This window comes from Acidobacteriota bacterium (assembly GCA_016716905.1).
Taxonomy (GTDB): Bacteria; Acidobacteriota; Vicinamibacteria; order Vicinamibacterales; family SCN-69-37; genus SYFT01.
This window is the reverse complement of the sequence record JADJUS010000022.1, coordinates 1620999-1635014: the sequence shown is the minus strand read 5'-3', so window position 1 is coordinate 1635014 and position 14016 is coordinate 1620999. Positions and strand designations below refer to the sequence as shown.

Sequence of the window (14016 nt, the reverse complement as noted above, 5' to 3'; positions counted from 1 at the left end):
CGCACCGCCATGAGGACACGATGCAGATCAAGGCCGAAGAAATTTCCAAGATTATCCGCGACCAGATTGGCAACTACGCCGTTGATGTAGACGTTGCGGAAGTAGGCACGGTGGTGTCGGTGGGCGACGGCATCGCGCGCATTCATGGCGTGGAGCGCGCCATGGCCGGCGAAATGCTGGAGTTCCCGAACGGCCTGTTCGGCATCGCGCTGAACCTCGAAGAAGAAAGCGTGGGCGCGGTGCTGCTGGGCCGCTCCACCGCCATCAAGGAAGGCGACGTCGTCAAACGCACGGGCCGAATCATTTCGGTGCCGGTGGGCGACGAAATGCTCGGCCGCGTCGTCAACTCGCTCGGCCAGCCCATCGACGGCAAGGGACCGATTCCAACAACGAAGTCGATGCCGATCGAGCGCCTCGCGCCCGGCGTTGTTGACCGTCAGCCGGTCAAGGAACCGATGCAGACGGGCCTCAAGGCCATCGACGGCATGGTGCCCATCGGCCGCGGACAGCGTGAGTTGATCATCGGCGACCGCCAGACGGGCAAGACCGCCGTCGCGGTGGACGCGATCATCAACCAGAAGGGCCTGGGCGTCATCTGCATCTACAACGCCATCGGCCAGAAGCAGTCGACGATCGCGCAGGTGGTGCGCATCCTCGAGGAAGCCGGCGCGATGGAATACACCATCGTGGTGGCCGCCGGCGCGTCCGACCCGGCGCCCATGCTCTACATCAGCCCGTACTCGGCCTGCACGATTGGTGAGTACTTCCGCGACACCGGTCGCCACTGCCTCGTGGTCTACGACGACCTCTCGAAGCACGCGCAGGCCTACCGCGAAATCTCCCTGCTGCTCCGGCGCCCGCCAGGCCGCGAAGCGTACCCGGGCGACGTCTTCTACCTCCACTCGCGTCTGCTTGAGCGTGCAGCCAAGCTCAACAACGAGCTTGGCGGTGGTTCATTGACGGCGCTGCCGATCATTGAAACGCAGGCCGGCGACTTGTCGGCGTACATCCCGACCAACGTCATCTCGATCACCGACGGCCAGATCTTCCTTGAAGCCGACCTGTTCAATCAGGGCTTCCGCCCCGCCATCAACGTCGGCAACTCGGTGTCACGCGTCGGCGGCTCCGCGCAGATCAAGGCCATGCGTTCGGTGGCCGGCACGTTGCGACTGGACCTCGCGCAGTATCGCGAACTCGCGGCCTTCGCGCAGTTTGGCAGCGACCTGGACCCGGCCACGCAGAAGCAGCTGAACCGCGGCCGTCGCCTCACGGAAATCCTGAAGCAGCCGCAGTATCGTCCGCTGCCGGTCGAGAAGCAGGTGGCCATCGTATTTGCCGCCACCAACGGTTATCTCGACCCGGTCGCAGTCGAGCGCCTGCGGATGTATGAAGACGAGCTCTTCCGCTTCCTCGAGTCGCAGCGTCCGGACGTGCTCACCAGCATCTCCACGAAGAAGGTGCTCGACGACGAGGTGAAGGGCGCGCTGAAGGCGGCGCTTGAAGAGTTCGGCAAGCAGTTCGCGACGATGGTGTAAGGGATGCCTTCACTAATTGACATGCGGCGGCGCATCCGCGCCGTCAAGAACACGCAGCAGATTACGAAGGCGATGAAGATGGTCGCCGCGTCAAAGCTGCGTCGCGCCCAGGAGCGCGTGATGGGCACGCGCCCGTTCGCGAAGCAGGCCAGGCACGTGCTGGCGAGCATTGCCGCGCGCGTCGATCAGTCGCATCACCCGCTGCTCGCGCAGCGCGCCGGCGTCAAAACAGGCAAGACACTGCTCATCGTCATGAGCAGCGACAAGGGACTGTGCGGCAGCTTCAACACCAACATCGTCAAGACCGTGGGCGTCTACCTGCGTGAACACAAAGGTCGCGAGATCGCGCTCGGGCTGGTGGGCAAGAAGGGACGCGAAGCGCTGGGACGGCGCGGCTTCCCGATCCGGTTCGAGTACACCGCGATGCCAAAGGTGATCGGGTTTGCCGAGGCCGAAGCCGTGGCGCAGCCGGCGATGGAGGACTTCATCGCGGGCAAGGTAGACAGCGTGCACCTGGTCTACAACGAGTTCAAGTCGGTGATGCAGCAGAACCTGGTGGTGGAGCAGCTGCTGCCGATGGAGCCGATTGAAGTAGGCAAGAACGAAGCCGGCACCGTGGACTACCTGTACGAGCCCTCGCCGCAGCGGATTTTCGACGAACTGCTGCCGCGGTTGGTGGAAGCGCAGGTGTTGCGAGCGCTGCTGGAGTCGTCGGCGGCCGAACATGCCGCCCGCATGACCGCGATGGATGCGGCCACGCGTAACTCCGCAGACATGATCGAGGGGCTGACGCTCACCATGAACAAGGTGCGCCAGGCCGCGATCACCAGGGAAATTATCGAAGTGGTGTCTGGGTCGCAGGCACAGTAGAAGCAAGAGCTAACGAGGATCACATGTCAGTTGCAACAGCAGTGAAGGTTGGCAAGGTCGTCCAGATCATCGGGCCGGTCGTGGACATCGAATTCGCCGGTGGCGATCTGCCGGCCATCTACAACGCCGTCCGTATCACCGGACAGGCCGGCACCAACACCGTTGACGTCATCGTCGAAGTGGAGCAGCACCTGGGTGAAAACCGGGTGCGCACCGTCGCGATGAAAGCGACCGACGGATTGCAGCGCGGCATGGACGCCACCGACCAGGGCGGCCCCATCTCGATGCCGGTTGGACCGCAGACGCTGGGGCGCGTGCTCAACGTGCTGGGCGAACCGGTGGACTTTCCGGATCGTCCGGTGGAATCCGCCGAGCGGTGGCCCATTCACCGCGAGGCGCCGACGCTTGAAGAGCAGTCAACTGAACTGAAAATGTTCGAGACGGGCATCAAGGTCATCGACCTGCTCGAACCGTATCTCACGGGCGGCAAGATCGGGTTGTTCGGTGGCGCCGGCGTCGGCAAGACCGTCATCATCCAGGAACTCATCCACAACATCGCCGTGAAACACGGCGGCGTGTCGGTGTTCGGCGGCGTCGGCGAACGCACGCGTGAAGGTAACGACCTCTGGCTGGAATTCCAGGAGAGCGGCGTTATCGACCCGAACGACCCGGCCAAGTCGCGCGCTGCGCTTGTGTACGGCCAGATGACCGAGCCGCCGGGTGCGCGTCTGCGCGTGGCGCTGTCGGCGCTCACCGTGGCCGAGTACTTCCGCGATGCCGAGGGCAAGGACGTGCTGCTGTTCATCGACAACATCTTCCGGTTCACGCAGGCCGGTTCGGAAGTGTCGGCGCTCCTGGGCCGCATGCCGTCGGCCGTCGGTTACCAGCCCACGCTGCTGTCGGAAATGGGCGAGTTGCAGGAACGCATCACGTCCACGCGCAAGGGATCGATCACCTCGGTGCAGGCCATCTACGTGCCCGCCGACGACTACACGGACCCGGCGCCTGCCACCACGTTTGCGCACCTTGACGCCACGACGAACCTGTCGCGCGCCATTGCCGAACTTGGCATTTACCCGGCCGTGGATCCGCTCGCGTCCACCTCGCGCATTCTCGACCCGCGCGTCATCGGCGACGAACACTACAACGTGGCCCGTCAGGTGAAGCAGATTCTGCAGCGCTACAAGGACCTGCAGGACATCATCGCCATCCTCGGCATCGACGAACTGTCGGAAGACGACAAGCTCACGGTGTCGCGCGCGCGCAAGATCCAGAAGTTCCTGTCGCAGCCGTTCTTCGTGGCCGAACAGTTCACCGGCCTCAAGGGCGCGTATGTCACCGTTGCCGAGACGGTGCGCGGCTTCAAGGAAATTGTCGAGGGCAAACACGACGACATTCCGGAACAGGCGTTTTACCTGGCCGGCACGATTGACGAAGTCATCGAACGGTCGAAGAAGCAGTAAAGACGTTCCATGGCCATCCCCACGACCTTACGCCTTGAATTCGTCACGCCGGAGCGTGCGATCGTCCACGACGAAGTGGACGAGCTGCAGCTGCCCGGCGAGGAAGGGTTCCTCGGAGTCCTGCCGGGACACACCCCCATGCTCGTCAGCCTGAAGGTGGGCGAGATGTGGTACCGGAAAGGCACCGAGAAGTTTCACGGCTTTGTCGGTTTCGGATTTGCCGAGATTCTTCCCGACCGTGTGACCATCCTGGCGCGTATCGCCGAAAAGGCCGACGACATCGATCTGGAACGTGCCCAGTCTGCCAAGCGGCGCGCCGAAGAACGACTGGCCGAAGTCGTCAAGGGCGGCGTGTCGGAAATGGACTACGAGCGCGCTCGCATCGCGCTGCTGCGGGCGATCACACGCCTGCAGGTATCACAACACGCGCGGACCCGCGGCTGACCTGATGCCGCAAATCTCCTCGGTCGCCGTCACCCATACGGGCCTTCGACGCGAGAGCAACGAAGATGCGTTCCGAGAGCGCCAGGACCTTGGTCTGTACGTGGTGGCCGACGGCATGGGTGGCCACGAAGCCGGCGAGGTGGCGTCGCGCCTGACCGTGCAGGTGATCGAACAGTTCATCGACGACACCCGCAACGCGGACCTCAATCAGACCTGGCCCTTCCCTTTTGATACGGCGCATTCGCTGGCGGCTAACCGCTTGATCGCCGCGCTTCGCCTGGCCAACCAGCGCGTGGCGTCGGCCATTGGTGCGGATCCCGAGCTCAAGGGCATGGCGACCACGGCCGTCGCGATTCTGCTGCAACCTGCGGGCATGGCGCAGGTGGCGCACGTTGGTGACAGTCGCGCTTACCAGTGGCGTGAGGGCAAGCTGCGACAGCTGACGGACGACCATTCGTGGGTGGGCGAGCAGGTGCGCGCGGGCGTGCTCACGGATGACGATGCCCAGCGGCATCCGTGGCGGAATGTGGTGACGCGCGCCATTTCGGGCGGCGTTGATCCCGAAGTGGACATCAAGGAAGTGGATCTGAAGGCCGGCGATCGCCTGCTGATGTGTTCCGACGGGTTGTCCTCGGTGGTGCCACCGGCCCGCCTGAGTGAGCTGATGAACAAACCCGGCGAGCTGGCTGCGTGCGCGCAGTCGCTGATCAATGCGGCCAACGCTGCCGGCGGTCCCGACAACATCACGGTGATTCTCGTCGAGGTCGACGCCGCGGGCGATGTGGCATAACCTCGGACAGCTTCTTCGGTATCGCGGCCTCATCCAGAGTCTGGTGGCGCGTGATCTGAAGGCGCGGTACCGGGGATCGATGCTGGGGTTCTTCTGGTCGTTTGTGAACCCCCTGATGTTGTTGCTGATCTACAGCTTCGTGTTCGCCACACTCCTGGAGAACCGCACACAAGGCATCCAGCCGTACGCCGTGTTCATGTTTACCGGGCTGCTGCCGTGGACCTGGTTTCAGTCGTCGATGAACGAGGCGACCGGGTCGTTAATCTCCGGCGGCAATCTGATCAAGAAGGTGTTGTTTCCGGCAGAAGTTCTTCCGATTGTGACCATCTGTTCGAACATGGCGCACTTTCTACTGGGCTTGCCGATTCTGGCCATCTTCATGATCTATTACGGCGTGACACCAGACTGGATTGAACTTCCCTGGTTCCTGGTTGCTCTGGTCGTCCAGTTTATTTTTACGGCGGCGCTCGCACTGCTGCTTTCCGCACTTTCCGTGCACTTCCGCGATGTCAAAGATCTTGTCTCGAACCTGCTCACCTTCTGGTTCTTCACCACACCCATCATCTACTCCTACCAGCAATATCCCGAGTACAAGAACTACTTCGACCTGAATCCGTTCACCCACCTCGCGATCTCCTATCAAGAGATCCTGTTTTTCGATGGCCCTTTCGGTCACAAGTGGTGGCTGCTCGCGCTGGGTGGGGCCTCGATTATCTTGTTTTTTGCGGCCTACTGGATCTTCGATCGCCTGCGTGATTCGTTCTCGGAGGCCGTGTGAACTCGACGGCCATTACGCTTGATCACGTCAGCAAGATCTATCGCCGGTATGGCGGCCGTCAGTTTTCCACGCTGAAGAGCGCGCTGCTTTCAGGGGATCTCGTCCGCAAGCTCAGGCCTGAGGAGACGTTTCAGGCGCTGAAGGACGTGTCGTTCACCGTGCCGAAGGGCTGCACCTATGGCGTGGTCGGCCGGAACGGATCGGGCAAGAGCACCGCGTTGAAACTGGTGGCCGGGATCACGAAGCCGACCATCGGTACTGTGACCGTCGAAGGCCGCATCTCGGCGCTCATTGAACTGGGCGCCGGGTTTCACCCGGAGATCTCCGGCCGGGAAAACGTCTTCATCAACGGCATCATGCTGGGCCTGACGAAGAAGGAGATCACAAGGCGCTTCGACGAGATCGTGGAATTTGCCGAGCTCACCGAATTCATCGACGCGCCGGTGAAAACCTACTCGTCCGGTATGTACATGCGCCTGGGTTTTGCCGTGGCGATTCACGTGGATCCCGACGTGCTGCTTGTGGACGAGGTCCTGGCGGTTGGCGACGAGGGCTTCACGCACAAGTGCCTGGACAAGTTTGGTGAGTTCAAGCGGCGCGGTAAAACCATCCTGCTGGTGACGCACTCGCTGGGACTCGTCGAGCGATTCTGCGACGAAGCCGTGTGGCTCGACGCGGGCGAGAAGAAGGCCGAGGGTGATCCCACGCGCGTGGTCGGGACGTATGTCACGGACGTGGCTCGTCAGGAAGAGCGGTTCCTCGCGGCGTCGGATGAAAAGGCGAAGCACGATGCCGGCGGTGCCGGGCAGGCCACCCCGGCTGGTCCGGTGGAGGCCGAGAGTCACTTCGGCGACATGAATCAGGCGGGCGAGGGCCGCTGGGGATCTGGCGGCGTGGAAATCGCGTCGGTGGATTTCCAGGATGCCAATGGCCAGTCCACGCACGTATTTCACACCGGCGAGCAGATGCGCGTGATTCTGGGTGTGAAGGCCGCAGCGCCAGTGCGCGATTTTGTGTTTGGCATCGGCTTGTTCACCGCCGATGGCGCCATGGTCTACGGCACCAACACCGATATTGAAGAACTTGAGTCGGACCGTCTCGAGGGCGAGGCCACGGTCACCCTCACGGTGGATTCACTCGACCTCGTCGAGGGCACCTACAAGTTGGACGTCGCAGTTCATAAGCGCGACGGCGCCCCGTACGACTACCATCGGCTGCTGCACACCTTTCGCGTGAAGTCGCGCATCAAGGATGGTGGGATTTACCGTCCGAAGCACCACTGGGACTTCTCCACCGCGATCCGGTTCAAGGCGCCCAAGTAGAGTTTTCACCCGGCTGCCCCATCGTCGCGCTGCCCTCCGGCTTCCGACGCGGCAAAACGCGACTCCAGGGTCATCGACCTTTGTCCAGCGCGTGGGTCCCTATCCCACGCGGCGTTGCCCCCCTTCGTCGCGTTTTGGACCATCGCAGTCGCGTCGCTCGCAGTCGGGCATCGCGACGATGCGGCAGCCGGGTGAAAACCGTGTCCCAGTGATAACCTGGCGCGCACCCGTCAAATGTCGGACCCCGCATTCTCCCGGTCGTACTACGCCGCTGATGTCGCGGACTTCCTTGCCAACACGACGGAGTCGGTCCTGGGCGCGCTTACGGCGAGAAGTGGGTTTTCGGTCGATCCGCCACAGCGCGATGCCTGGATCGGCGAGATCGAGATCCTCAAGGCGTCACTCGCCGGGCTAACTGGAGCGCTCTTTCTCGAGTTTGATGTTCCCCGCGTTGGCAGCAGAATCGACACGGTATTGATCAGTGGATCGGCGGTCTTCGTGATCGAGTTCAAGGTCGGAGAGGGCCGAATCAAGATCAGCGACTACAACCAGGCGTGGGACTACGCGCTGGATTTGAAGAACTTCCACCAAGCTAGTCACACCGTCCCAATCATCCCGATCCTCGTTGCGACTGAAGCGCCAGACTTCGAGCCGATCCTCCTGCCGCCGGCCGACGACGCCGTCTATCCACCCATGACCTGCAATGCCGTGCGGCTTCGGCGCGCAATTCAGGTTGGACTCGACGCGATCAGCGGGCCAGATCTCGATGCCACAAGCTGGGCCCAGGCACCCTACCAACCGACGCCAACGATTATTGAGGCCGCGCAGGCGCTCTATTCCCAACACTCTGTTGATGCCATCGCCCGCCACGATGCTGGCGCCCGCAATCTCAGGCTCACGTCCGCAGCGGTTGAGTCAATCATCGACGCCGCCAAGACCGAGGGACGCAAAGCGATTGTCTTCGTCACCGGAGTGCCTGGCGCCGGCAAGACGCTCGTCGGCCTCAACGTCGCTACGAAGCGGCGGGATCAAGCGAGTCCAACTCACGCAGTGTTCCTCTCAGGAAACGGCCCGCTGGTCAAAGTGCTTAGCGAGGCGCTGGCCAGGGACGAGGTAGCCCGCCTGCGCGCGAAAAAGGACCGGACGCGGAAGGGCGACGTACGGCAGAAGATAAAGGCCTTCATCCAGAACGTGCATCACTTTCGCGATGAGGGCCTCAAACACCCAGGTCCACCAAGCGATCATGTCGTGATCTTCGATGAAGCCCAACGTGCCTGGAATCACGCCATGACGGCTGACTTCATGCGCCGGAAGAAAGGCCGGCCAGGCTTCACGCAATCCGAACCAGAGTTCCTGCTCTCATATCTCGACCGTCACCCAGATTGGGCCGTGGTCATCTGCCTTGTAGGCGGCGGCCAGGAGATCAACCGAGGCGAAGCGGGCATCTCTGCCTGGCTGGAGGCGGTTTCGACGACGGCTTCAACCTGGACCGCGCACATTTCACCGAACCTGACCGACTCCGAGTACGACGCAGTGAGCGCCATAGAACGCTTGGCCGGCACGGCCAAAGTCGTTCAGGATGATCGCCAACATTTGGCCGTGTCCATGCGGTCATTCAGGGCAGAGAATGTCTCACACTTCGTCAAGGCCATTTTGGATCTTGAGGCGGCAGAAGCCCGTGACCTGCTCACGGCGGTCCTTCCACGCTACCCGATCGTCATTACCAGAGATCTGGACCGAGCCAAGGACTGGATTCGCAAGAAAGCGCGAGGATCTGAACGGTACGGACTAGTGGCGTCGTCAGGTGCTCAGCGGCTGAAGCCTCACGCGGTTGATGTCCGGGTTGAGGTGGACCCGGTCCATTGGTTTCTCAACGATCGGGATGACACGAGGTCGAGTTTCTACTTGGAAGACGCCGCGACAGAGTTCCAAGTGCAAGGACTGGAACTGGATTGGGTGTGTGTCACTTGGGATGCCGACTTCCGCTTTGCCAGAACCAGATGGAGCGGCCACTCGTTCAAAGCCAGTAAATGGCAGAACGTGAAGAACGAAGATCGCCGCAGTTACTTGCGCAACGCGTACCGAGTCCTACTCACTCGTGCCCGCCAGGGCATGGTGATTTGTGTTCCCCCTGGCGATAAGACCGACCCAACGCGATCCCCTGCGTTTTATGATCCCACGTTCGAGTACCTCTCGAGCGTGGGGCTTCCGGTCCTTTAACTCACACTTCGTAGCACGCTGACGATGCTAAAGTCCTCTGCAAGGACAAGCTTGTCATGAGCCTGACATTTGATGAATGGGCCGCACTGGTGGACGCTGTGTGCACGACGCACCTCGCGATAACGTGGGACAGTCTCTGCGGTGAAATCGAACCGCTGCGTGCAGCCTTCGACGCCGGTGAAAGTCCGGTTCAGTTTGTCCTTTGGTGGGCGGAGAAGTACGACCTGATGTGGGTCGGCGAAGGCTTGGGCTATTGGCCTGTGAGTCCGCCAGGATAGTCCTCGACCTTGAAACGACAAACGCGCTGGCACTTGCGATAACCTTCATTGGTGGTCCTCTCGTCCAGATCCGAAGCCGCCGCATGGGCTGAGCGCGCGCGCGCCGCCGGCCAGCGCATCGCGTACACCAACGGCGTGTTCGACCTGCTCCACCCAGGTCACGTCCGGTACCTGCAAGCGGCCCGGGCCGAAGGCGACGTGCTCATCGTCGCCATCAACTCCGACCGGTCGGTCAGCGCGATCAAGGGACCCACAAGACCCCTCACGCCTGAGGCCGAACGGGCCGAGGTGCTGGACGCGCTGGCGTGCGTGAGCGCAGTGGTGGTTTTTGACGAGGAGACGCCCGCCGAGATCATCAAGGCCATTCAACCCGATGTGCTGGTGAAAGGCGCCGACTGGGCGCCAGACAAGATCGTCGGCCGAGACACAGTTGAGGCCCGAGGCGGCAAGGTCATCCTGATGCCCGTGGAACAGGGCTGGTCCACAACCTCGATCATTGAAAAGGTGAAGGGCAGTTCCTAACTTCCCCAGTTCCTAAGTTCCCAACTTCCGCACCTGCTAGGATGGAGTGTTCTCTTTCGTGCTTCATCCGTCAGCGTCCCTCGCGTTCCGATCGCTGCTGAAGTCGGCCGCCACTCGCGCCGGCCTTTCCCGATCGCTGCCGCGCCTAGCCGGCCTTGGCCCAGGTGCTGTGGCGTTCCACGCCTCGGCGCTGGCGCAGGACGGTCCAGTGGTGCTGGTGGTGCCCACCGACCAGGACGTGGAACAAGTCACCCAGGACGCCCGGTTTTTCCTGGGCGTGATGAAAGGCCTGTCGGATTCCCAGGCCGAACAGGCCGTGCTGCCCTTCCCTTCCCAGGAAGTGGATCCGTACCGCGGCCTTGCTCCACATCTTCAGGTGGCCTCGGCGCGCGCGCGCGCCCTTGCCGCACTGGCCACGGGCACGGCCCAACTGGTGATCGCCTCCGCTCGGGCGCTGCCGCCCAGGCTCACCGACCCATCTCGGCTGGCGGCCGCCACCATCATCCTGAAACCCGGCGTCGAGATTCCCGTCCACGAACTGCGCGAACGCCTGGCCGTCGCCGGCTTCACGTCGGAGGACCCGGTCGATCAACACGGCGAGTTTTTCGTCCGCGGGGGCGTCGTCGATCTGTATCCGACCTCGGAAGAACAACCGATTCGCCTGGAGTTCATCGGCGACATCATCGAGTCTGTCCGCCGATACGACGCCGCAACGCAGCGCTCGCTCAAGGCGCTCGACTCGCTCACGCTGACGCCCCAACGGGAATTGATGCCCAAGATCGGCGGCGTTGGAGTTCACGCCGCCCTACGAAATTCCCTACACGACGAGGCCGCGCGAGCGGCCGATGAAGAAGACGAGAACGACCGGACGGCCACCTTCATCGACTACGTCCGGCGCGCTGGTGCCACGCTGCTGATCTACGAGTTGGACGACGTGGCGTCGCGAGGGCGTGGACTTGAAGAACAGTGGCGGTTGAGCGCGGAGGATGCGGCTGCCAAGAACGCGATGGCGTTGCCGTACGAATACTTCGCCTTGGCCTGGGCCGATCTGGAAGCGTGGCTCGAGCGCGGTTCCCGCCTTACGCAACTGGCGCTCGACGATACCGCTGGTGAAGTGCACGTGCCATGTCAGCCGGTGCTTGAATATCGAGGCCGCATCGGCGACTGGGTCGAAGAAATTCGACAGGCCCGCGAACGCGGCGACACCGTCGTCTTTATCGCGGCCACGCCGGGTCGGGCCGAACGCACCATCGAGTTGCTGGCCGACTACGAAGTGCGTGGCCGCGTCATCGGCGACAACGAAGATATGGCCCGGGCGACAGTGCTGGTCACCACCGGCCACCTGTCGCGCGGCTTCCACCTCCCCACCGGCAACCTGCTGCTGTTCGCAGAGACCGACCTGTTCGACGAGGAACGCCGCAGCAGCAGCGAGCGCCGCAAGTCGGCTGTGCGCACGTTTGTCTCGGACTTCCGCGACCTCAAAGTGGACGACCTGGTCGTACACATCGACAACGGCATTGGCCGGTTCGTCGGGCTCAAGAAAATGGCCATCGGCCCTGGGGGCGAAGCGCAGGAGTTCATGGAACTGCGTTACGCCGGCGAAGACAAACTCTTCGTGCCGCTCGATCGGCTCGACCTGGTTCAAAAGTACACCGGCGGCGCCGCACCCACCCTCGACAAGCTGGGTGGCGCGACCTGGGAAAAAGCCAAGACGCGCGTCAAGAAGGCGATGCGCGACATGGCCGAGGAGCTGCTCAAGCTCTACGCCGCGCGCAAGGCCGTGGTCGGCCACGCATTCACACCCGACTCACACTGGCAGCACGAGTTCGACGATGCGTTTGAGTATGTGCTCACGCCCGACCAGCAGTCGGCAATCGCGGATATTTCCAAAGACATGGAATCCACGATGCCGATGGACCGCCTGCTCTGCGGCGACGTTGGTTACGGCAAGACCGAAGTCGCCATGCGCGCGGCGTTCAAAGCCGTGATGGACGGAAAACAAGTCGCGTTCCTTGCGCCTACCACGGTGCTGGCGTTTCAGCACGAGCGCACGTTGAAGGACCGGTTCGCCGGCTTCCCTGTTCGCATCGACATGGTGAGCCGCTTCCGCAGCAAGTCAGAGCAGCAGGCCTCGCTCGAGAAACTCGCGTCAGGCCAACTCGACATCATCGTTGGCACGCATCGCCTGCTGTCGAAAGACGTGGCGTTTCGCGACCTCGGCCTGCTGGTGGTGGATGAAGAGCAGCGATTCGGCGTGGTGCACAAGGAACGGCTGAAGCAGATTCGCAAGAAGGTCGATGTGCTGACAATGACCGCGACGCCGATCCCGCGGACGTTGAACATGTCGCTGGTGGGGATCCGCGACATGTCGGTGATTGAGACACCGCCACGCGACCGGCTCTCGATTCAGACGCACGTGGTGAAGTTTGACCAGGACGTGATCACCCGCGCGATCAGGACCGAGATTGAGCGAGGCGGCCAGGTGTATTTCGTCCACAACCGCGTGGAGTCGATCTTCTCCATCGCCGGGCTGATTCAGCGGTTAGTGCCTGACGTTCGGATTGGTATTGGCCACGGCCAGATGGGCGACGGCGAGCTGGAAAAGGTCATGGTCGACTTTGTCGCCCACAAGTACGACGTCCTCGTCTCCACCACCATCGTCGAAAACGGCCTCGATATCGGGAACGCGAACACCATCGTGATTAACCGCGCCGATCGGTATGGCCTGTCGCAGCTGTATCAGCTGCGAGGACGAGTGGGGCGATCGGACCGGCGGGCCTATGCGTACCTGCTGATTCCGCCCGAACAGTCGCTGTCGCCGATAGCCAGGAAGCGTTTGGCGGCAATTCGCGAATTCAGCGACCTCGGGTCGGGCTTCCGGATTGCGGCCCTCGACCTTGAAATCCGCGGCGCCGGAAATCTCCTGGGCGGCCAGCAGAGCGGGCACATCGAAGCTGTCGGATTCGACATGTACACGAAGCTTCTCGAAGAGACCATTCGGGAGCTGAAGGGCGAAGACATCGAGGATGACCGCCGGACCGCCGTGAATCTGAAGCTCAACCTCAGGATTGACGAGCAGTTCATCCCCGATATGAACCAGCGACTGGCGGCCTACCGACGCCTGGCTAACACCAGGACCGTGCCTGAAGTTGACGAGCTAATTGCCGAACTTGGCGATCGTTATGGGCTATTGCCAGAAACAGTGCTAAATATAGCCGAATACGCGAAGATCCGAACGATGGCTGATAGGCTGGGCCTGGAGACCCTGGAGCGTGAAGGCCAGGCAGTAGTGTTCAAGTTCAGACAGTCTGCCAAATTAGACCCTGTTTGGCTGCTTAAAATGGTCCAAACCCGAGGTGATTTGACGCTTTTACCCCCTGCGATCCTCAAGCTCGATATGACCAAACCGGTGTTGCGGCCCACCCCTGCGGTGGTTAAACCGACTGTACCGCCGCCCGGGCGTCTGAATCCAAAGACGACAGGGCGGATCAAGACGCCAGATGTGGCGCCGGGCCGAGAATCGTGGTGGACCACCCGAGCGACGACCGGCGAGGTCACCACGGGGTTCACCCGGGAAGAGATTCTGGCCGAGGCGCCGACGGACCCAAGGGCGCCAGGCGGTGTGTTTGAACGGGTGCGGCAGGTGCTCGAGGAACTCGGGCGCGGGCTGACGGGGTAAGGGTTGACGACGGGACTGGGTTTCGGAGGCCGAATTTCAGGTCCGGCATGCACGCCGGGTCTAAAGACCCGGCCTCCGAAGAGTGACCCGGCCTCCGATATAAGATCAGTGGACA

The 14016-nt window shown here is 62.2% G+C and carries 11 protein-coding genes; all 11 read left to right on the top strand.

The window, feature by feature from the left end; all coding sequences use genetic code 11:
• Positions 1-20: 20 nt before the first annotated feature.
• A complete protein-coding gene (locus IPL75_23135) occupies positions 21-1535 on the top strand; it encodes a F0F1 ATP synthase subunit alpha (GenBank protein ID MBK9243090.1) in 1515 nt (504 codons plus the stop codon).
• A 3-nt stretch (positions 1536-1538) separates the two neighbouring features.
• Positions 1539-2405 carry an ATP synthase F1 subunit gamma gene (atpG, locus tag IPL75_23130; protein MBK9243089.1) on the top strand — a complete coding sequence of 289 codons (867 nt, stop codon included), beginning with the start codon at positions 1539-1541 and terminating at the stop codon, positions 2403-2405.
• A gap of 23 nt (positions 2406-2428) precedes the next feature.
• A complete protein-coding gene (gene atpD / locus IPL75_23125) occupies positions 2429-3868 on the top strand; it encodes a F0F1 ATP synthase subunit beta (GenBank protein MBK9243088.1) in 1440 nt (479 codons plus the stop codon).
• A 9-nt stretch (positions 3869-3877) separates the two neighbouring features.
• Positions 3878-4312, top strand: a complete 435-nt coding sequence (locus IPL75_23120; protein ID MBK9243087.1) for a F0F1 ATP synthase subunit epsilon — start codon at positions 3878-3880, stop codon at positions 4310-4312.
• A gap of 4 nt (positions 4313-4316) precedes the next feature.
• A complete protein-coding gene (locus IPL75_23115) occupies positions 4317-5102 on the top strand; it encodes a Stp1/IreP family PP2C-type Ser/Thr phosphatase (protein ID MBK9243086.1) in 786 nt (261 codons plus the stop codon).
• Positions 5092-5880, top strand: coding sequence for an ABC transporter permease (locus IPL75_23110; GenBank protein MBK9243085.1), 789 nt, complete (start codon positions 5092-5094; stop codon positions 5878-5880). The genes IPL75_23115 and IPL75_23110 overlap by 11 nt, the downstream gene beginning before the upstream one ends.
• Positions 5877-7202 carry an ABC transporter ATP-binding protein gene (locus IPL75_23105; protein MBK9243084.1) on the top strand — a complete coding sequence of 442 codons (1326 nt, stop codon included), beginning with the start codon at positions 5877-5879 and terminating at the stop codon, positions 7200-7202. Before IPL75_23110 ends, IPL75_23105 begins: the two co-directional genes overlap by 4 nt.
• A gap of 234 nt (positions 7203-7436) precedes the next feature.
• Positions 7437-9422, top strand: a complete 1986-nt coding sequence (locus tag IPL75_23100; protein ID MBK9243083.1) for a DUF2075 domain-containing protein — start codon at positions 7437-7439, stop codon at positions 9420-9422.
• Between the two features lie 56 nt (positions 9423-9478).
• Complete coding sequence (locus IPL75_23095) at positions 9479-9700, top strand: hypothetical protein (GenBank protein ID MBK9243082.1); 222 nt, start codon at positions 9479-9481, stop codon at positions 9698-9700.
• A 48-nt stretch (positions 9701-9748) separates the two neighbouring features.
• Positions 9749-10222 carry a D-glycero-beta-D-manno-heptose 1-phosphate adenylyltransferase gene (gene rfaE2, locus IPL75_23090; protein ID MBK9243081.1) on the top strand — a complete coding sequence of 158 codons (474 nt, stop codon included), beginning with the start codon at positions 9749-9751 and terminating at the stop codon, positions 10220-10222.
• Positions 10223-10280: 58 nt separating this feature from the next.
• Complete coding sequence (mfd, locus tag IPL75_23085; protein MBK9243080.1) at positions 10281-13901, top strand: transcription-repair coupling factor; 3621 nt, start codon at positions 10281-10283, stop codon at positions 13899-13901.
• Positions 13902-14016: the final 115 nt, after the last annotated feature.

Bases quoted from the DNA above. Each gene is read 5' to 3' on its own strand.
- IPL75_23135 (MBK9243090.1), top strand. From the start codon at position 21: ATGCAGATCAAGGCCGAAGAAATTTCCAAGATTATCCGCGACCAGATT.
- atpG (MBK9243089.1), top strand. From the start codon at position 1,539: ATGCCTTCACTAATTGACATGCGGCGGCGCATCCGCGCCGTCAAGAAC.
- atpD (MBK9243088.1), top strand. From the start codon at position 2,429: ATGTCAGTTGCAACAGCAGTGAAGGTTGGCAAGGTCGTCCAGATCATC.
- IPL75_23120 (MBK9243087.1), top strand. From the start codon at position 3,878: ATGGCCATCCCCACGACCTTACGCCTTGAATTCGTCACGCCGGAGCGT.
- IPL75_23115 (MBK9243086.1), top strand. From the start codon at position 4,317: ATGCCGCAAATCTCCTCGGTCGCCGTCACCCATACGGGCCTTCGACGC.
- IPL75_23110 (MBK9243085.1), top strand. From the start codon at position 5,092: ATGTGGCATAACCTCGGACAGCTTCTTCGGTATCGCGGCCTCATCCAG.
- IPL75_23100 (MBK9243083.1), top strand. From the start codon at position 7,437: ATGTCGGACCCCGCATTCTCCCGGTCGTACTACGCCGCTGATGTCGCG.
- IPL75_23095 (MBK9243082.1), top strand. From the start codon at position 9,479: ATGAGCCTGACATTTGATGAATGGGCCGCACTGGTGGACGCTGTGTGC.